Raw genomic sequence first — 19,484 nt, 5'->3', positions numbered from 1 at the left:
CCGCGGCACCGCCCTGCCCGCACGGCCACCACGACCGACGCTAGCACCGCACGGAGACCGGTAGCGGTGATCCTCCCCACCAGACCTTGAGCTGAAGTCAAGGTGAGGTTGCAGCATGAGGACATGACGCTGCTCTTCGACGACCGGCAGGTCGCCGCCGCCCTGGACGCGCCGACCACCGTCGCGGCGATGCGGGACGCCCTGCTGGCCGCCCACGCCGGCCGGCTCGTCGCCCCGCCCCGGGCCTCCGCACCGCTGGCCGGCGGGCGGATGGTGCTCACCGCCGGGCAGCTCACCGCCGAGTGGTACGGCTTCCGCTCCTACGACACCCTCGGCCACTCGGCCGGCGAGCAGCTGGTGGTGCTGCACGACGCCCGCACCGGGGCGGTCCGGGCGATCGCCGTCGGTGCGGAGCTGGGCTCCCGGCGTACCGGCGGGCTGGGCGCGGTGGCGGTCGACGCCCTGGCCCGCCCGGACGCGACCACCCTGGGGGTGATCGGCTCGGGCGGGCAGGCGTGGACCCAGGTCTGGGCGACCGCCGCCGTCCGGCCGCTGCGGGAGGTGACCGTGCACAGCCGCTCGGCGGCCCGCCGGGAGTCCTTCGCCGCCCGGGTCCGCGCCGAACTGGGCGTACCGGCCCGCGCCGTCGGCTCGGCCGCCGAGGCGGTCCGCGACCGGGACGTGGTGGTGCTCGCCACCACGAGCGTCACCCCGGTGCTGGCCGCCGCCGACCTCGCCCCGGGCACCCACGTCAACGCCGTCGGCTTCAAGCAGGTCCACCGGCACGAGTTCGGCACCGACCTGCTCGACGCCGCCGACCTGCTGGTCACCGATTCACCGGCCCAGGCGGCGGCGTACGACCCGCCGCTGTTGACCGCCGTCGGGCCGTACCCGGGGAGGTTGCGCGACCTGGGGGCGGTGCTGGCCGGCGCAGTCCCGGGGCGGACCGGCGCGGACCAGGTGTCGGTGTTCTGCTCCACCGGACTCGCCGGCACCGAGGTCGCCCTGCTGGACCGGCTGGTCCGGGTGGGTGCGGCGGCGCTCTGACCGTCGCCCGCGCCCGATCCGCGACGGCGGGGGAGGGTGAACCGGCCGACACCGCACGCCGCCGTTGGTCGGGCCCGCCCCCGCGCCCGGTACCCTCGGATGGTGTCTGCCACCCCCACGCCCGACAACGCCGGCCCGTCCCGCCGTGACCCGGCACCGCCGCCCACCGACGGCCGCCGGGTCGCCCTGCTGACCCTGGGCTGCGCCCGCAACGAGGTCGACTCTGAGGAGTTGGCCGCCCGGCTGCACGCCGACGGCTGGCAGGTCACCACCGACGGTGAGGGCGCCGACGTGGTGGTCGTCAACACCTGCGGTTTCGTGGAGAAGGCCAAGCAGGACTCGATCCAGACCCTGCTCGCCGCCGCCGACACCGGGGCCAAGGTGGTGGCCGCCGGCTGCATGGCCGAGCGGTACGGCCGGGAGTTGGCCGCGAGCCTTCCCGAGGCGCAGGCGGTGCTCAGCTTCGACGACTATCCCGACATCGCCGCCCGGCTGGGCGCGGTGCTGGCCGGCGAGACGGTCGACGCGCACACCCCCCGGGACCGTCGCGAGCTGCTGCCGCTCACCCCGGTCAACCGGCGCGAGTCGGCGGTGTCGCTGCCCGGCCACGGCACCCCCACCCGGGCGACGATGGAGACCGACGCGCACACCCCGGCGCACCTGCGGCAGGTGCTGCGTCGCCGGCTCGACACCGGCCCGGTGGCCTCGCTGAAGCTGGCAAGCGGCTGCGACCGGCGGTGCGCGTTCTGTGCGATCCCCGCGTTCCGGGGGGCGTTCGTCTCGCGTACCCCCGACGAGCTGCTCGCCGAGGCGGAGTGGCTGGCCAAGACCGGCGTCCGCGAGCTGGTGCTGGTCAGCGAGAACTCGACGTCGTACGGCAAGGACCTGGGCGACCCGAGGGCGCTGGAGAAGCTGCTGCCCCAGCTCGCCGCGATCGACGGCATCGTCCGGGTGCGGGCCAGCTACCTCCAGCCCGCCGAGACCCGTCCCGGCCTGGTCGAGGCGATCGCCACCACCCCCGGTGTGGCCCCCTATTTCGACCTGTCGTTCCAGCACTCCAGTGAGCCGGTGCTGCGTCGGATGCGCCGGTTCGGCTCCACCGACCGGTTCCTGGAGCTGCTGGCCAGCGCCCGCGCCCTGGCCCCGACGGCGGGCGCGCGGAGCAACTTCATCGTCGGTTTCCCGGGCGAGACCAAGCAGGACGTGGCCGAGCTGGTCCGCTTTCTCACCGAGGCGCGGCTCGACGCGATAGGCGTGTTCGACTACAGCGACGAGGACGGCACCGAGGCCGCCGGCCTGCCCGGCAAGCTCTCCGCCGCCACCGTCAAGCGCCGTTACGACCGGCTCGCCGCGCTCGCCGACGAGCTGTGCTCGCAGCGGGCCGAGGAGCGGCTCGGCAGCACCGTCGAGGTGCTTGTCGACACGGTCGACGACGGCGTGGTGGAGGGCCGGGCGGCACACCAGGCCCCCGAGGTGGACGGCTCGACCACCCTGGTCGCCCCGGCCGGTGGCGGGGTCGACCTGACCGCGCTGCGCCCAGGCGACCTGGTCCGGGCCACGGTCACCGCGACCGAGGGCGTCGACCTGGTGGCCGTGCCGGATGAGATGATCTCGGCGGCGCCCGGCGCGGAACGGTGACGGTGGGCCCGGACGGAGCGGGGGAGCCAGGTGGGGCGGTGCCAGGCGGGCCACGGCGACCGGAGCGGGGCGCGGCGGTGACCGGGGCGGCGGAGTCCGCGCCGCCGGTGGCCCGGGTGCCGGTGCTCAATGCGGCCAACGGCCTGACCCTGCTGCGGCTGGTGCTGGTGCCCGTCTTCGCGGCCTCGGTGGTCACCTCCGGGATGACCCACACCGGGTGGCGGATAGCCGCCTGCCTGATCTTCGCGTTCGCCTCGATGACCGACCTGGTGGACGGGTGGATCGCCCGCCGGTTCGGCCTGGTCACCTCGGTCGGCAAGGTGGCCGACCCGATCGCCGACAAGGCGCTCACCGGTGCGGCCCTGGTGCTGCTCTCCGTCTACGACCGGCTGCCCTGGTGGGTGACGGTGCTGATCCTCGTCCGGGAACTGGGCATCACCGGGCTGCGGTTCTGGGTGATCCGGCACGGGGTGATCGCCGCCAGCCGGGGCGGCAAGCTCAAGACGGCGCTCCAGATCCTGGCCATCGCCTGGTACCTGTGGCCGATGCCGGCCGCCCTCGCCACCGTCGGCCCCTGGATCATGGCCGCCGCCGTGCTGGTCACCGTGGTCACCGGCTTCGACTACGTGGCCCAGGCCCTCCGCCTGCGCCGCCCCCGCCCCGGGGACGCCGGCCGCAGCGACTGACGGGCCCACCGCGGCGACCGGCCCGACCCGGCCCGACCGACCGGCCCGACCCGCTTCGGGAAAATGCGTAGCGGGGTCACCCGGGGGAAGGAGGACGGCATGGGGACCGATGCGAAGCACGAGCGACCCGTGGGCAGCCCGGCTGCGGGCGTGGTGCACAGCCTGCACGAGCGACAGCAGACCCTGGCCACCGTCGAGTCCCTGACCGGAGGGCTGCTGGCCGCCGCGATCGTGGGGATCGCCGGGGTCAGCTCCGTCTACCGGGGTGGCCTGGTGACCTACGCCACCGAGCTGAAGGCGCGGCTGGCCGACGTACCCGAGGAGTTGCTTGCCGAACGCGGACCCGTCGATCCGGACGTGGCCATCGCCCTCGCGGAGGGCGGCCGGCGGCGGTGCGACGCCGACTGGGGGTTGGCCACCACCGGGGTGGCCGGTCCCGAGCCGCAGGACGGCAGACCGGTCGGTCTGGTCTATGTCGCGGTGGCCGGGCCGGGCGGCCCGGTGGTCCGTCGGCTCGACCTCGACGGGGGCCGGGACCACATCCGGGCGGCCACGGTGATCGAGGCGTTACGCCTGCTCGCGGCGCGGATCCACAGGGCCTTCCCGGAGGCCGGGCCAGCCTCGGTACCGGGGTCGCCGACCACCGTCCCGCCGGCCGGCGCGGGCCGGCGCTGACCGGCCTTGTCCAGATCCGACAGGCGGGGTGGGATGTCGCCGGGCCGGCCAACGGGTACGGTTGCGGGAAGGCTCCGGCGTACGGCGTCGGCGGCGGCGCGGTCCACCGCGTCCGACGCGGGCGATCGTCCGCGCGGAGAGTGAATCCCGTTCAGGGGGAGGTGCGATGGTCCTGCTACGCCGGGTGATCGGTGACGCACTTCGCGCGCGACGCCAGGGTCAGCACCGCACCCTGCGCGAGGTCTCCACCGCCGCCAACGTCAGCCTCGGCTACCTGTCCGAGATCGAGCGCGGCCAGAAGGAACCCTCCAGCGAGCTGCTCGCCGCCATCTGTGACGCGCTCGGTGCCCGCCTGTCGGAGCTGCTGCGGGAGGTGAGCGACACCGTCGCACTCGCCGAGCAGTTGCCGGGTGTGCTCCTGCCGGTGCAGGACGAGCCGGCCGCCGCCGGGCCCGCCGGCGCCGTGCGCAAGGCCACCGGCCGGGGTGTGCGCCAGGTGACCACCGACGGCGCGGTTGCCGTCTCGGTCCGCCAGGACTCCCCGCTGAAGGCCACCCTGCGCAGCGCCCGGGTCCGTCCCAGCGACCGCGACGTGGTCTGCGCCGCCTGACCGCCGTCCGTCCCCGTGGCCGGGCTGGCCGACGCCGCGTAGTGTTGATCGCAGGCCGCCGGGGCACCTCCCGCGGTACGAACGGCCCTGCTGGCGTCCGGCTGCGACGATGGGGGCGCGCCGTGCGGCCCGTCCGGCCCCCCGGTGTGGCCGAGGCGCAGCGACGCTACTGAGGGGATACCGCGGAGATGGCGAACCCGTTCGTCAAGGGCTGGCACTACCTGATGGCGCTCTTCGGTGCCAAGATCGACGAGCACGCCGATCCGAAGGTGCAGATCCAGCAGGCCATCGAGGAGGCGCAGCGCCAGCACCAGGCGCTGGTCCAGCAGGCGGCGGCGGTGATCGGCAACCAGCGTCAGCTGGAGATGAAGCTCTCCCGGCAGATGACCGAGGTCGAGCGGCTCCAGGGCAACGCCCGGCAGGCGCTGGTCCTCGCCGACCAGTCCCGGGCCAAGGGCGACGAGGCCGAGGCCGGTCGCTACGAGCAGTCGGCCCAGGTGCTCGCCACCCAGCTGGTCTCTGCCGAGCAGGCCACCGAAGACCTCAAGACCCTGCACGACCAGGCGCTCGGTGCCGCCGCCCAGGCCCGCCGCGCGGTCGAGAACAACTCCATGATCCTCCAGCAGAAGCTCGCCGAGCGCACCAAGCTGCTCAGCCAGCTCGAGCAGGCCAAGATGCAGGAGAGCGTGGCCCGTTCGCTGGAGTCGATGTCCTCGCTGACCGCGCCCACCAACACCCCCTCCCTGGACGAGGTGCGCGACCGCGTCGAACGCCGTTACGCCAACGCGATGGGTCGGGCCGAACTGGCCGGCAACTCCGTCGAGGGGCGGATGCTGGAGATCCAGAAGTCGACCCTGGACAGCGCCGGCTCGTCCCGGCTGGAGCAGATCCGGGCCAGCATGGCCGGTGACCAGCTCGGCGGTCGGCAGGAGCAGCCGGCGGCGCAGCAGCAGGGCCAGCCGGCAGCTCCGGCGTCCGACCCGGCCGCCGCCGCCCGACTGGACGAGATCCGGGCCAGCATGAGCCGCGACCGCGGCGTGGGGGACACCACCGCCAGCTGAACGGCCGGCACGAGGAGGTACGGGTGGCCGACGAGCGAACGCGACACTTCCGTCGACTGGACCGGCTGCGGCGTTCCGCGCGCCGGTGGAGCGTACTGGCGGGTGGGCTCACCGGTGCGACGGCCGTGCTGACCCCGTACGCCGGGCTGGGGTTGGCCGATGCGGCCTGGGCCGGCGCGGCGGGCAGCGCCGTCGCGCTGGCCGCCTGGCGCTGGGTCGACCTGCGGGCGCTCGCCGCCCGCCCGGCCCCGCCCGCCCTCGATCCGGCCGAGGCCGCCGCCCGGTCCCGGGCCCGGCTGGTCGCCGCCGTCGAACGACTACCGGTCGGCCCCGGGGTGCTGGCCGAGGCCCGCCGGTTCCGCTCCAGGTTGGCGTTGCGCGGTACCTCCGCCGCCGAGTCGTGGGCCCGGCTGGACCGGGCCGCGCTCACCCTGGCCGGGATCGCGCCCCGGCTGACCGGTCTGGCCGAGCCGGCGGTGCTGGAGGCCGCCGCCGCCGACCGCTCGCTGCGGGACCTGGCCGACCGGACGGCCGGCGTGGAACGGGCCCTGCGGCTCGCCCCGCCGGAGGCCCGGCCCCGGCTCGCCGAGGCCCACCGGGCCCTGCTCGACCAGCTGGTCACCGGGGTGACCGCCTACGAGGGGCTGGTCGTCGCCGCCGCCGGCTACGTGGCCGAGGACGCCCACCCGGAGGTCGTCGCCGACCCGGCCGCCGCCCGGCTGATGGAGGCGACCGACCTGCTGCACGGCGTCGCCTCCGCCCTGGCCGAGCTGCGCACCGTCGGCGATCCCCTGCGCGCCCCCGCCCGGTGAGTTCCGCCGGGCCGGCCGGCACCCCGCCCCGCTGACCCTCAGCACGGCGTGCTGATCGGCAGCGGTGCGGTCCACGGGGAGCTGCCCACCACGTTGACCGAGCGGACCCGGTAGTGGTAGGTGACGCCCCGGGCCAGCCCGGTGTTGGTGAAGCTCCGGCCGGTGACGGTGAAGCCGGCCAGCTCCCGGCCGAACTGCGGGTCCACCGCACGCTGCACCACGAACCCGGCCCCCGGGCCGGGCGGCAGCCTCGCCGCCCAGGTCAACGACACCGTCGCGGTGTCCGGCGCGGGGACGCCGACAGTCGCGGCGAGGCCGGTCGGCACCTCCGGCACGGGCGGGGTGGTCACCGTCGCCACCGTCGACCACGGTGACGCCGCACCGAGGTACGTGGTCCGGACCCGGTAGTAGTACGTGGTGTCCGGGGCGATCGCCGTATCGAGATGGCGGTCGGCCACCGGGACGGCGGTGGTGCCCGGACCGCTGGTGAAGGTCGGGTTGGTGGCCCGCTGCACGTCGAGACCGGTGGCGAAGGAGCGGTTCGTCCAGCGCAACGCCACCCGCAGGGGTGCCGCGGGCGGCACCGTCGCGGCCAGCCCGCTCGGCGCGGGCAGGCGTACCGACGCCGGGCTGCTGTTCGACCAGGTCGAGCAGCCGGCGGCGTTCTCGGCCCGGATCCGGTAGTGGTAGGTGACGCCCGGGGTGATCGTGGCGTCGGTGTAGCGGGTCGCCGTCGCCGCCACGGTGATGGCGGTCAGTCCGGTGCCGAAGCCGGCGTCGGTGGCCCGCTGGAGCAGGTGGCTGGTGGCCGCAGGCCGGCTGCCGTTGCCTGTCCAGGCGAGCGCGATCGCCGGCAGCGCGGTCGCCGAGCCGGGCACCGGGGTCGCGGTCAGCCCGGTCGACGCGCGGGGCGAGACCCGTAGCACCAGCGGTCGACTCATGCCCAGGTCCCGCAGCCCCGCCGCAGCACTGGACCAGCGGAACTCCCAGCCCAGGTTGACCTGTTGGTTGACCACCGCCGCAGGCCGGCCGTCGCACGGGCTGACCGGGGTGGTGTCGAGCCGTACCCCGGCGGGTCGGGTCGGGTCGAGCAGCCGGAGGCTGTCGGCGACCTTGAACGGCAGCGGCGGCACCTCGGGTCGCAGGGCCACCACGACGTCCTCGGCCGGGTTGACCCGGACGGTCTGCTTCCAGCCCGACTCGCCGCCGTCCGGGGCGCGGACCGTGCCGTCCCCGCCGATCCGGTTGACCACCTGCACGTCGCAGCCGTCGAAGCGGACCGGGTGGGTCTGCCGGCCGGTGCCGCGGATCCGCCACAGCTGGATGCCGTCGGCGGGCCCGCCCGCCCCGGCCGTCGGGTCGGCCGCGACGAGGATCTCGGTCGCCGGGTCGACCGGGCCGAGCGGCAGGGTGGCCGGGCCGAGCGGCCCGGCGTTCGGGTGGGGCACGCCGAGCCGGCCGGCCCGCCGCCCGTACTCCGGCTCGAAGACCGTGCCGACTGTCTTCACCTGGACCGGCAGGGTGACCGGTCCGGTGCCGCCGGGCGGGGTGAAGGTGACCGAGGTGGCGTACGCGGGGGCGACCACACCCCGGGCGGTGGTGGTGCCGAACGCCCGGTCGTACTCCGGTTGCGGCACGATCGGCGGGCGCTGGCTGGCCGCGTACGCGACGGGCAGCCGGTCGGCCAGCCGGTCCAGGTCGTACCGGGGGCCGGGGGTGCCTGTCACCCGGAACTGGAGCAGGGTACGGGTGTTCGGTCCGTACCCGGGCAGGGTGGCCGGGCCACCGCCCTCGGCGCGCTGGTCCGGGGCGTCGGTGTGCCTGTCGTAGCGGGGGTCGGAGCCGGGCAGCGGGGCCGGGCAGTCGTTGTAGAGCAGCACCGTCGCGCCGGGCGGCAGGGTGGCGAAGTCCACGACCACGTCGGCGCGTTCGCCCGGGGCGAGCAGCAGTGCGGCGGAGTCCACGTTGAGCACTGTCGGGTCGCGGCGGTCGTACCGGTAGCCGACCGGGCGGTTCGGCACCACCACCGGGGCGGGGAGCAACCCGCACTCGTTGCCGATCTGGATCATGGGCGGGCCGGCGGCGGCCGGATCGGGCACCCCACCGTCGCGGCCGTCGGTGGGCCAGTCCGCCGGCCGGCCGGGGGCGCGCACGGCGTCCACCATCGGCACCTCGCCGGCGTCGGCGTCGGCGAGACTCCCGTCGGCCCGCCACATCGGCCCGTCCGAGCGGGCCCGGTAGAGCTGGAGGTTGAGGGCCCGGTCGGCGCATCCGTTGACGATCCGGAACCGGTACGCCGTCGGCCGCACCCGCAGGTACGGGTAGGCGACCCCGTTGACCAGCATGGTGTCCCCGTACGCCTCGGGCACGGCGCTGGGGTGCGGTACCCCGGGGGCCTGCGGGGGTTCCTGCGGCGCGGCCACCGGATCGTGGTGCGGGTTGTCCACCGGGCCGACCCGGGGCTCGTCCCGCCCCTCCCCGCCGGGCAGCCACGGGCCGTAGTCCCAGCGCCCGGTGGGGTTGCGCCCGCTGTCCCGGTACGGGTCCTGCCGGGGCTGGTAGACGTGCGGGTGCCACAGGTTGCCCCGGGCACCCCAGCGCTCCCGGTCCCAGGTGGGATCCTCGGCGGCGAGCTGGGCGTCGTCGGGGACGAAGGTCCGGTCCTGGATCACCAGGGGGAGCTGGTCGGCGGGGAGCACCCCGTCGGCGGTCAGCTCCTCCTCGGCCGGGTCGGTGAGCAGGTAGAGGGCGAGCTGACCGGACAGCACGGTCAACCGGGACAGCCCGAGGGTGTTGTCCTGCAGGCACATCAGCCGGCCGCTCTGCGCGTTCGGGTAGTACAGCGTGGTGGCGCCCGCCCCCGGTGGCGGCATGTCCGGCACGTGGACCAGGCCCGGCCCGGTCGGGTACGGGGTGATCTCCCCGGCCGGGGCCACCCACTGCCACGGGTTGCCGGCGCTGATCCAGCCGGTGTGCGCGCCGGACAACTGGGGCACGGCCCGGTTCTGCGGATAGGGCGCCGGTCCCTCCAGGGGCCCCGCTCCGGCCCCCTGCAGGCCGGTGTCCACCGGGAGGAACAGGTCCCCGGCCGGACCGGTGGGGAGCTGGTTGATGAACTTGACCCGCACCGGCCGTCCCCGCCGCGCCATGATCAGGGGCCCGAGGTGGTAGGCCCGCTCCGGTGGCGCGACGGTGTTGTGTCCGTCCGGGTCGGTACCCAGGTTGAGCTGGCGGTAGCCGCGCAGCCGGGTGGTGGGCAGGTCCCGGTGCAGTCGCTGGGTGTACTCGGACAGCCCGATCTCGTAGTAGTCGCAGCCCGGCCAGCTGACCGTGTCCGGGGTGGCGATCGGCAGGTACCCGCCCAACTCGGTGCGGCCCGACGGACCGGGCAGGGGGAGCGCGTCGACGAACTTGCGCAGGCCGGTGCCGGTGACCACCCGGCCCTGCGAATCGCGCACCGGCAGCGGACTGCCGGCGAAGTTGGGCACCGGGCCGAAACAGCGCGGCACGGCGGCCGGGTCGAGGCTCGCCGGGGCGGGACCATCGGGTTCGCCGCTGCGGGCCGTCGGCACGGCGGGGCGGTCGGTGCGGACGACCCGGGTCGTCCAGTGGGGGCGCAGTCTACGGAACAGGGCCATGGCTCTCCCCGGGCACGGGGACGCGCCGACCCCCACCCCGGCGTGGTGGGCGGTCGCGTCCGGTGGTGACGAACGGTGAGCACTCCACCGCAGCATGCAACCTGGACGGCCGGATAGGAATTACCCATTCGTCCGTGTCTGCCGTGTCGTCCCGCTACGCGGGAGGGTGCGGCGGGGCGACCGGGCCCGTGCCGGCCGTCCGGTCGCGGGCCTGGTGACCCGCCGGCCCCGGGGTCAGCGGGGCCCGGCGGGCGGCGGCTGGCAGGTCGGGCACCAGTAGGTGACCCGTTCGCCCAGCTCCTCCTTGCCGATGGCGGTGCCGCAGCGGCGGCACGGCTGGGCCCGCCGGCCGTAGACGTAGCTGGTCTGCCCCCTGCGTAGCGAGCCGGTGGTGCTCTGGGTCCACCGGCCCCGGTTGGCGGCGAGCAGCCGCTGGGCCAGGGCCACCGTGCCGGGCAGGTCGGGCACCGCGCCGACCGGCGTCCACGGGGAGAGCCCGCGCAGGAACAGCAGCTCGCACTTGTAGAGGTTGCCCACCCCGGCCAGGTTGCGCTGGTCCAGCAGCGCCTCGCCGATGGTCGTCCCGGGCGCGGCGGCGAGCCGGCGGACCGCCTCGGCCGGATCCCAGTCCGGGCCGAGCAGGTCGGGGCCGAGGTGCCCGAGCAGGCCCTCCTCCTCGACGGTGGGCAGTAGGGCCAGCTCGTGCAGGTGGTAACCGACCGCCACCGCCTCCGGGCTGCGCAGCACCACCCGGATCAGGTGTGCCGGCCGGGCCGTCCAGCGTTCCCCCGGGACATACGCCCGCCAGGCGCCGTCCATCCGCAGGTGGGAGTGGAGCGTCCAGTCGGCGGTCGGGGTCGCCTGGGGTGGTGCGGTCAGCCGGAGCAGCAGGTGTTTGCCCCGGCTGACCGACTCGCGCACCGTCCAGCCGGACAGGTCGGTGGTGGCGAGCGCGGGCACCCGGAAGTCGCTGCCGGTGAGCCGGGTGCCGGCGAGCGCCCGGTGCAGGACGCGGGCGGTGTTCCAGACGGTGTCTCCTTCGGGCACCCCGACATCCTCCCTCGGCCGAACAGAATTCGCATGTGTCGCTATTTGTTAGGGTGCTTCCCGCCGATCTATGAAAAATGGACTATTAGGGGGTTCTGAGGAGAACCTTATGGCCATCGGCTCCTGTCGTACCCCGTCGTCCCTGCTTGTCTGCCTGCTGACCGTGACCCTGGCCGGTGGTCTCACCCCGGCCACCGCGACCGCCGCACCCCGCGCCCCCGCCCTGCCCGCCGTCGGCGAGCGCTGGTCGCTCGACCTGGCCGTCGGTGGCGGTGACGACGTCAACGTCCGGTTCGGTGCCGGCCGGCTGCGCCTGGCCGACGCCCACCCGACCCGGCGCAACCGGCCCGCCGCGCTGGGCGCGCCGGTGGCCGAGGGGGCGCTGCTCGCCCCCGCGCGGACCCTCGCCGGCCCGGCCAACCGGCTCCGCGCCGAGCTCACCGCCGAGGCGTCCACCGGTGCCGCCGTCGGCGTCCAGGTGCGGGGCTGGCAGGCCGCCGGCTGGACCGAGTGGCAGGAGACCGGCACCGCGCCGGCCGTCTTCGACCGACCGGTCACCCGGGTCCAGGCCCGGGTGCTGCTCACCACCCGGGACCCGAAGGCCACTGCCTCGGTACGCGCGGTCCAGCTCACCGCCGACACCACCGCCGCCCCGACGCCCGCCCCCACCGCCGTACGCAGCTACCGGGTCTTCGCCACCCGGGAGGGCGAGGTCGGCGGGGTGACCGCCAACGGCCGCACCATCCAACCCCGGGACCACTTCGTCGCGCTGCCGTCCCGGCGCGGGCTCTCCCCGCTCAACAGCGGCGACTACACCGTGCGGGTCTGCACCACCAGCGGCAGCCGCTGCGAGTACGCGCCGGTCTGGGACGTCGGCCCGTGGAACACCCGTGACGACTACTGGAACCCCGCCGCCGTCCGGGAGAACTGGAAGGGCCTGCCGCAGGGGCTACCCGAGGCGCAGGCCGCCTACCAGTACGGCTACCACGGCGGCCGGGACCAGTTCGGGCGTACCGTGCTCAACCCGGCCGGCATCGACCTCGCCGACGGCACCTTCTGGGACGGCCTGCTGTTGACCGACAACGCCTGGGTCGACGTGACGTACCTGTGGACCGGCACCGGCCCGCGCGGCGTGATCGGCTCCGGGCCGCTCAACATCCGCACCGGCCCCGGCACCGCGTACCCCAGCCGGGGGCTCGCCGCCACGTACGCCCACGTGCCGATCCAGTGCTACGTCAGCGGGCAGACGGTGGTCGGGACGTACCGGACCACCAACCGGTGGAACCGGCTGGCCGGCGGCCAGTACGTCAGCCACGCCTACGTGTCCACCGTGTACGGCGGCACCGTGTCACCCTGCTGACCGGTGCGCCGCCGGCGACCCGACGCCGTCGGGACCGTTCAGGGCCGCTCGTCCGGGCGGGGCGGACGGACCATGTCCTGGTAGCGGGGATGACTGGCGCCGTACACGGCGAAGTTCAGCCGGGCGTGGGTGAGACTCAGCTCACCGTTCGCCCCGCCCCGCACCACGTCGGCATCGGCGTCACCCTGGCCGTCATCGGTCCAGAAGCAGACCGGACAGGTGCCCCCACCCGTCCGCGACGCACAACAGGGACAGCCCACCGGAACCCACACTTCACCCACCGCAGCAGCATTCCACACCGGACGTCGGGCAGGGAGCGCAGCTCACCCCCTGATACGACCTCGTAGCGTGACAGTCGTGCCCGGGGCGACCCCGAGCAGGTCCACCGCCCGGCCGCCGTTGCAGGCCACCGCGACCAGACCGGCGGAGTCGACGAGCACGACAAGCGCCCCGGCCGGCACGTCGCCGAAGGTCCGCCCCCGCACCGCCGGGCGGCCGGCGACCTCCACCGCCTCGGGCACCGTCGCCAGCAGGTCGGCCCCGGCGGCGAGCTGCACGTTGCCGAAGTGGTCCACGGTGAGCACCTCGGCGGTGAAGCCGTCCGCCTCCCGGCGCAGCACCGGCGGGGGCAGCGTCACCAGGGTGGCCGGGTCGACCTGCGGGCCGGCCCCGGTCAGCCGGTCGCCGAGGGCCAGCCGGGCCGCCACCGGGGCGAAGACGTCCCGGCCGTGGAACGTGCGGGACACCTCCGCGGCCAGCCACCCCGGCGCGGTCAACTCGACCGCCGAGGTCACCCCGCCCAACGCCCGCGCCGCCGCGAGCAGCACCCCGTTGTCCGGCCCCACCAGCAGCCCGCCGGGGGTGACCAGCGCCACCGCCCGCCGGGGCGTGCCGACCCCCGGATCCACCACCGCCACGTGCACCGCGTACGGCAGGTGCGGTGCGGCCTGGGCGAGCACCGCCGCGCCCCGGCGGACGTCCCCCGCCGGCACCAGGTGGGTCACGTCGATCACCCGTGCCGCCGGGGCGATCCGGCCGATCACCCCGTGGCAGACGGCCACGAACCCGTCGGCGAGTCCGTAGTCGGTGGTCAACGAGATCCAGGCGGTCGGGGTCATCCCGGCAGGCTAGTGCGGCGACCGCCCTACCACTGACCGGACACCCCGATCGGCCGACCGGCCGGCGCCGCCCACGGACCGGGTTCGGCAGACTGCCGGGGTGACGAAACGCCTTCGTATCCTCTCCGCGACCGCCACCGTCCTGATCGCCCTGGCCCTGGCCGGGTGCGGCGACGACCCCGCCGACGAGCGGGACGGCGGGGCCTGGGCCGACGGCCGGTCGAAAGCGCCTGCCACCAGTGAGGCCGCCCCGACGGAAGGCGCACCGAAGGCCGCGAAGCCGGGCGTCACGCCGTCGGAGAGCCCCTCCACCCCGCCGTTCGTGAGGCCGACCAAGGACAAGGGCGCCCCCGCGGCCCGCAAGGTGGTCGAAGCGTTCCAGGCCGCCGGGCTGAAGGTGCCCGACCCGCAGGACCGCTCCAAGGACTGCGGACCCGACGGTACGGGGATCGGCTGCGCCCAGTTGCTGGTCACCGACACCGTCGCCGTCTACGTCTTCCCCGACGAGGCCGCCGCCACCAACCAGACGGACCTGTGGGGGGCCAAGGCGTACCGGGCCGGTGCCGTGGTGCTCAACTACCTGGGCACCAAGACCAGCGCCGCCGAGCAGAAGCGCTACAACGACGTGCTGGCCAAGCTGAGCTGAGCCGCCCCGTGTCAGCCGCGCAGGCGCAGGCCGCGGGGGGTGGCCCGGAAACCGGCGGCGGTGAGCGCGTCGCGCAGCGGTGAGGAGTGCACCGCCTCGCCGTCGGCCCGTTCCACCGACATCGCCCCCAACGCCCCGGAGTGCACCGCGCCGGCGAGCGCCTTGCCGGCGGCGGCCAGCGCGTCGGCGTCGTCGGTGAAGGAGAGGATCGTCCGCCCGCCCCGCTCGACGTAGAGGGCCAGCTCACCACCGACAAGGACCACCACCGCCCCGGCCTTGCGACCGGCCCGGTGTCCGGTGCCCGGTGCGGCGCCGTCACCGGAGTCGACGGCCCGCTCCGGCCAGGGCAGCGCCGCGCCGTACGGGTTGGCCGGGTCGGTGGCGGCGAGCACAGTGGTCGGCCCGTCGCCCCGGTCCCGGGCACGGTCGGCCGGATCGGCGAGCGCCCGCAGCCGGTCCACCGCGCCGGGCACCGCGAACTGTGCCGCGCCGAGCCCCTCCACGAAGTAGCCCCGGCGGGCCGCGCCGCGCTCCTCCAGCGCGGCGAGCACCGGGTAGACGGCGGCGAAACCGCCTGTCACCTGCTCGGCCACCACCGCGCCCCGGGTCACCACCCCGTGCCGGTCGAGCAGCAGATCGGCCAGGGCGGCGGCCCGTCGGGTCGGGTCGGTGTCCCGCTCCGGCAGCCGGGACCAGCGCCCGGCCACCGTGGGCGGACCTCCCCGGCTGGGCAGCGCCACCCGACCCGGGCGGCGGTAGCGGGTCCGCGGGGCGGCCGGACGGGACCGGTGCGCCCCGCCCGCGCCGAGCGCCGCCCGCAGCGGGGCGAGGGTGTCGTTGGTGAGCTGCCCCGCCCAGACCAGGTCCCAGATCGCCGCGGTCAGCGCGGTGTCGTCTGTCGAACCCACCCGGTCGGACAGCGAACGGAAGAACAGCGCCTGCCCGTCGGCGAGCGCGTCCAGCACGGCGGCGTGCAGCGGGGTGCCGGCGAACGCGTCGTCCGGCGGGGGGAGCAGCAGCGGCGCGACGTCCGCGTACGCCAGGGTGAGCCAGCCGTCACCGCCGGAGATCGCCCCCGACCCGGCCCACACCACCTCACCACCGGCGCACAGCTCGTCGAGCTGGGCGGGGGAGTAGTCGGCGACCCGGGCGGGCAGCACCAACCGCTCCCACGCCGACGCCGGCACCGCCGAGCCCTGCAACTGCTCGACCGCGGCGGCCACCGCCTCCACCCCACGCGCCGACGAACCGACCTGCTGCCAGCGGGGCAGGAAGGTGGCCAGCACCCGGGGCGGCACCGGCTCGATCTCCCGGCGCAGCGCGGCGAGCGACCGCCGGCGCAGCAGCCGCAGCACCTCGGCGTCGCACCACTGGGTGCCCACGGTGTCCGGGGCGAACTCGCCGGCCACCACCCGCCCGGTCGCGGCGAGCCGACGCAACGCCTGCTCCACCACGAACACCCCGAGCCCGAACCGGGCCGCGCAGGTCGCGGCGGCGAACGGCCCGTGGGTACGGGCGTACCGGGCGACCAGGTCGCCGAGCGGGTCGGCCACCGGCGACAGGTACGCCTCGGCCACCCCCACCGGCAGGGCCACCCCGAGCGCGTCGCGCAGCCGGGCGGCGTCCTCGATGCCCACCCAGCGTTCCTCGCCGGCGATCCGGACCCGCAGCGCCCGCCGGGCCGCCGCCAGCTCCGCCGGCCACTGCACCGGTACGCCCCGCTCGGCCAGCTCCGCCTCGGTCAGGTCGCCGACGACCCGGAGCAGCTCGACCACGTCCTCGGCGTCGCGGGGACGACGCTGGTCGGTGCGCCAGCGCAGCTGCCGTTCGGTCTCGGCGAGCACCGCCGGGTCGAGCAGCTCGCGGAGGTCCACCCGGCCGAGCAACTCCCCGAGCAGGGTCGGGTCCAGCGCCAGCGCGGCGGCCCGGCGCTCGGCCAACGGGGCGTCCCCCTCGTAGAGGAACGCCCCGACATAGCCGAAGAGCAGCGACCTGGCGAACGGCGAGGGGCGTTCGCTCGCCACCTCGACCAGGCGGACCTTCCGGCTGGCCAGATCGCGCATCAACCCGGCCAGGGCGGGCTGGTCGAAGACGTCCTGCAGGCACTCCCGGGCGGCCTCCAGGGTGACCGGGAAGTCGGCGTACTCGCGGGCCACGTCGAGCAGTTGGGCGGCGCGTTGGCGCTGCTGCCACAGTGGCTGCCGGCGGCGCGGGTCACGCCGGGGCAGCAGCAGCGACCGGGCGGCGCACTCGCGGAACCGGGCGGCGAAGAGCGCCGAGGTGCCCACCGACTCCTCGACCAGCTGGGCGATCTCGTCGGGCTCGAAGACCACCAGCTCGGCGCCGGGCGGTTCCTCGGCGGTGTCCGGCAGCCGCACCACGATGCCGTCGTCGGAGGGCATGACCTGGGCGTCCACCCCGTAGCGTTCGGCCAGCCGGCGGCCGATGGCCAACGCCCACGGCCCGTTGACCCGGGCCCCGAGCACACTGTGCACGGCGAGCCGCCAGTCACCCAGCTCGTCGCGGAACCGCTCGACCAGCACCGTCCGGTCGTCGGGCAGCGAGCGGGTGGCGGCCTGCTGCTCCCGCAGGTACGCCATCAGGTTGCCGGCCGCCCAGTCGTCCAGACCGCCGGCGCGCAGCGCGGTCAGGGCGGCGTCGTCGTCGAGGCGCAGCAACGCCCGGACCCGGGCACCGATGGCCCGCCCCAGCTCGACCGGACGGCCCAGCTGGTCGCCCTTCCAGAACGGCATCCGGGCCGCCTGGCCGGGAGCGGGGGAGACCAGCACCCGGTCGGGGGTGATCTCCTCGATCCGCCAGGACGACGAGCCGAGCAGGAAGACGTCGCCGACCCGGGACTCGTAGACCATCTCCTCGTCGAGCTCGCCGACCCGGGCGGCGCGCTCGGCCCCGGCCAGGAAGACCCCGAACAATCCCCGGTCGGGGATGGTGCCACCGCTGGTGACGGCGAGGCGCTGGGCACCCGGCCGGCCGGTCAGCACGTCGGTGGCCCGGTCCCAGACCAGCCGGGGACGCAGCTCGGCGAAGGCGGTCGACGGGTAGCGGCCGGAGAGCATGTCGAGCACGGCGTGCAACGCCGAGTCGGGCAGCTCGGCGAAGGGTGCGGCCCGGCGGACCAGCACCGCCAGGTCGCCGAGCGACCACGGTTCGAGGGCGACCATGGCGACGACCTGCTGGGCGAGCACGTCGAGCGGGTTGCGCGGATAGTGCAGCTCCTCGATGGCACCGGCCGTCATCCGCTCCGCGACCACGGTGCAGGAGAGCAGGTCGCCCCGGTGCTTGGGAAAGACTACCCCCCGGGACACCGCGCCCACCTGGTGCCCGGCCCGGCCGACCCGTTGCAGCCCCGCCGCGACGCTCGGGGGGGCCTCGATCTGCACCACCAGGTCGACCGCCCCCATGTCGATGCCGAGCTCCAGGCTGGAGGTGGCCACCACGGCGGGCAGCCGGCCGGACTTGAGTGCCTCCTCGATCTGTTTGCGTTCCTCCCGCGAGACGCTGCCGTGGTGGGCGCGGGCGATCACCGCATCCGCGCCGGCCGCCGCACCCGACTGGGCCATCACCTCGGCCGGCGGCCCGGCGTCGGCGGCGGGCACCTCCTCGGTGGCCAGCTCGTTGAGCCGGGCGCAGAGCCGCTCGGCGCTGCGTCGGGAGTTGGTGAAGACGATCGTCGAGCGGTGCGCCCGGATCAGCCCGAAGACCCGTTCCTCCACCGCGGGCCAGATCGAGGCCCGGCGCGGACCGGGACCGCCCAGGTCGTCCGGCGGGGGTTGCTCGGTCTCGTCGAGCCGGGTCATGTCCTCCACCGGGACCTGGACGCTCACCTCGATCGTCTTGGGCGTGGCCGGCTGCACCACGTCGACCGGGCGGGCACCGCCGAGGAACCGGGCGCAGGCGTCGATCGGCCGGACCGTGGCGGACAGGCCGATCCGTTGGGCGGGCCGGGCCAGCAGCGCGTCGAGGCGTTCCAGGGAGAGCATCAGGTGGGCGCCACGCTTGGTGCCGGCGACCGCGTGCACCTCGTCGACGATGACCGTCTCGACCCCGCGCAGCGAATCCCGGGCCGCCGAGGTGAGCAGCAGGAACAACGACTCGGGGGTGGTGATGAGGATGTCCGGCGGGGTACGGGCGAAGGCCCGGCGTTCGTCGGCGGGGGTGTCGCCGGTGCGCATCCCGACGGTGATGTCCGGTGGGGTCACGCCGAGCCGGGTGGCCGCCTGCCGGATGCCGGCGAGCGGGGCGCGGAGATTGCGCTCGACGTCGACCGCGAGCGCCTTGAGCGGGCTGACGTAGAGCACCCGGCAGCGCTGCCGGGCGTCGACCGGAGGTGGGGCGTCGGCCAGCCGGTCGAGCGACCAGAGGAACGCGGCGAGGGTCTTGCCCGAGCCGGTCGGGGCCACGACCAGGGCATTGCGGCCGGCAGCCACCGAATGCCAGGCGCCGAGCTGGGCGGGGGTGGGCGTGGCGAAGGCGGCGGTGAACCATTCCCGGGTGGCCGGCCCGAAGCCGGCGGGCACTGCCGCCCCCGCTGGCGTCTGGTCTGCCGTGCCCCGCTTCCCCGTCACGCACCCATCCTGCCCCGACGGGGCGACATTCCGTGGGAACGGATGGCGTTCTGTCGGACAGCTGGAAGCTAAAGGCGGAATATGCGTTTAGTGCGTTAAGTCTTACTTAACTGCTTGCTTGTGAGTAACGACATAAAGTAACTTCACCGGAAACGTGGCAACGGGGAAAGGAATCGGATGTTCGTCGAGGAGCGTGGCCCGACGCCCGGCACGGACGTGCTCATCCGCAAGGTGGACGGGCACCTCGCCGCCCTGCGGACCAGTCTGCGCGGCCCGGAGTTGGCGCTTGCCGAGCGCCTCGCCGACAGCCTGCGGGAGCTGGTCGTCTCCACCGCCCAGTCCAGCGCCGCCGACCGGGGGCAGGTGCGGGTCGCCGTGCACTACTTCGTGCTCCGCCGGGAGAGCCGCGGCAAGTTGCTCCCGGTGCGCTCACTCGCCGTCGCCCAGCGGGTGGTCGACAAGGTGGCCCGCCAGCTCGGCCGCCCCGACCTGCTGGCCGAGCCCCGCCGGGACCTGGCTCCCGTGCTCTCCGGTGGCGACGCCTCGCCCGGCTGAGCACG

General features: G+C 75.3%; 15 protein-coding genes. 10 read left to right on the top strand and 5 right to left on the bottom strand.

All coding sequences use genetic code 11. The features are described from left to right. The first annotated feature begins 123 nt into the window (after positions 1-123). The 7 genes from AC0AIB_RS13255 (at position 124) to pspM (ending at position 6,529) form a co-directional block, all read left to right on the top strand. Complete coding sequence (locus tag AC0AIB_RS13255) at positions 124-1,047, top strand: ornithine cyclodeaminase family protein (protein WP_328338925.1); 924 nt, start codon at positions 124-126, stop codon at positions 1,045-1,047. Positions 1,048-1,146: 99 nt separating this feature from the next. Then, positions 1,147-2,685, top strand: coding sequence for a 30S ribosomal protein S12 methylthiotransferase RimO (rimO, locus tag AC0AIB_RS13250; protein WP_328338924.1), 1,539 nt, complete (start codon positions 1,147-1,149; stop codon positions 2,683-2,685). A 77-nt stretch (positions 2,686-2,762) separates the two neighbouring features. Continuing rightward, positions 2,763-3,371 carry a CDP-diacylglycerol--glycerol-3-phosphate 3-phosphatidyltransferase gene (gene pgsA / locus AC0AIB_RS13245; RefSeq protein WP_328348885.1) on the top strand — a complete coding sequence of 203 codons (609 nt, stop codon included), beginning with the start codon at positions 2,763-2,765 and terminating at the stop codon, positions 3,369-3,371. A gap of 99 nt (positions 3,372-3,470) precedes the next feature. After that, positions 3,471-4,046, top strand: a complete 576-nt coding sequence (locus tag AC0AIB_RS13240) for a CinA family protein (RefSeq protein ID WP_328338922.1) — start codon at positions 3,471-3,473, stop codon at positions 4,044-4,046. Positions 4,047-4,212: 166 nt separating this feature from the next. Beyond that, complete coding sequence (locus AC0AIB_RS13235; protein ID WP_328338920.1) at positions 4,213-4,656, top strand: helix-turn-helix domain-containing protein; 444 nt, start codon at positions 4,213-4,215, stop codon at positions 4,654-4,656. Between the two features lie 188 nt (positions 4,657-4,844). Next, complete coding sequence (locus AC0AIB_RS13230; RefSeq protein WP_328338918.1) at positions 4,845-5,717, top strand: PspA/IM30 family protein; 873 nt, start codon at positions 4,845-4,847, stop codon at positions 5,715-5,717. Positions 5,718-5,740: 23 nt separating this feature from the next. Continuing rightward, a complete protein-coding gene (gene pspM, locus AC0AIB_RS13225) occupies positions 5,741-6,529 on the top strand; it encodes a phage shock envelope stress response protein PspM (RefSeq protein ID WP_465096753.1) in 789 nt (262 codons plus the stop codon). Between the two features lie 38 nt (positions 6,530-6,567). Here the strand turns inward: pspM and AC0AIB_RS13220 are convergent, their stop codons facing one another. Continuing rightward, the gene (locus AC0AIB_RS13220; RefSeq protein ID WP_465096752.1) at positions 6,568-10,263 is read right to left on the bottom strand and encodes a hypothetical protein; all 3,696 of its coding nucleotides are present in this window, start codon (positions 10,261-10,263) and stop codon (positions 6,568-6,570) included. A 138-nt stretch (positions 10,264-10,401) separates the two neighbouring features. Continuing rightward, a complete protein-coding gene (locus AC0AIB_RS13215; RefSeq protein WP_328338912.1) occupies positions 10,402-11,214 on the bottom strand; it encodes a DNA-formamidopyrimidine glycosylase family protein in 813 nt (270 codons plus the stop codon). Between the two features lie 109 nt (positions 11,215-11,323). Here AC0AIB_RS13215 and AC0AIB_RS13210 point away from each other — a divergent pair, with 109 nt between their 5' ends. Further along, the gene (locus AC0AIB_RS13210; RefSeq protein ID WP_465096751.1) at positions 11,324-12,574 is read left to right on the top strand and encodes a hypothetical protein; all 1,251 of its coding nucleotides are present in this window, start codon (positions 11,324-11,326) and stop codon (positions 12,572-12,574) included. A gap of 38 nt (positions 12,575-12,612) precedes the next feature. On the opposite strand, the gene AC0AIB_RS13205 is transcribed toward AC0AIB_RS13210, so the two are convergent. Both AC0AIB_RS13205 and AC0AIB_RS13200 read right to left on the bottom strand, forming a co-directional pair. Beyond that, positions 12,613-12,855, bottom strand: coding sequence for a CPCC family cysteine-rich protein (locus tag AC0AIB_RS13205; RefSeq protein WP_084261072.1), 243 nt, complete (start codon positions 12,853-12,855; stop codon positions 12,613-12,615). Positions 12,856-12,897: 42 nt separating this feature from the next. Beyond that, positions 12,898-13,692, bottom strand: a complete 795-nt coding sequence (locus tag AC0AIB_RS13200; RefSeq protein WP_328338906.1) for an SAM hydrolase/SAM-dependent halogenase family protein — start codon at positions 13,690-13,692, stop codon at positions 12,898-12,900. A gap of 100 nt (positions 13,693-13,792) precedes the next feature. Here AC0AIB_RS13200 and AC0AIB_RS13195 point away from each other — a divergent pair, with 100 nt between their 5' ends. After that, positions 13,793-14,338 carry a hypothetical protein gene (locus AC0AIB_RS13195; protein WP_328338904.1) on the top strand — a complete coding sequence of 182 codons (546 nt, stop codon included), beginning with the start codon at positions 13,793-13,795 and terminating at the stop codon, positions 14,336-14,338. Between the two features lie 11 nt (positions 14,339-14,349). On the opposite strand, the gene AC0AIB_RS13190 is transcribed toward AC0AIB_RS13195, so the two are convergent. Continuing rightward, a complete protein-coding gene (locus tag AC0AIB_RS13190) occupies positions 14,350-18,924 on the bottom strand; it encodes an ATP-dependent helicase (protein WP_465096750.1) in 4,575 nt (1,524 codons plus the stop codon). Between the two features lie 177 nt (positions 18,925-19,101). Between AC0AIB_RS13190 and AC0AIB_RS13185 the strand changes: the two genes are divergently transcribed. Beyond that, positions 19,102-19,479: a hypothetical protein gene (locus tag AC0AIB_RS13185; protein ID WP_328338900.1), complete on the top strand. Its 378-nt coding sequence runs from the start codon at positions 19,102-19,104 to the stop codon at positions 19,477-19,479. The last annotated feature ends 5 nt before the right edge of the window (positions 19,480-19,484 follow it).

The sequence above is a fragment of the Micromonospora sp. DSM 43699 genome (assembly GCF_055517075.1).
This window is presented reverse-complemented; position numbering and strand designations above follow the sequence as displayed.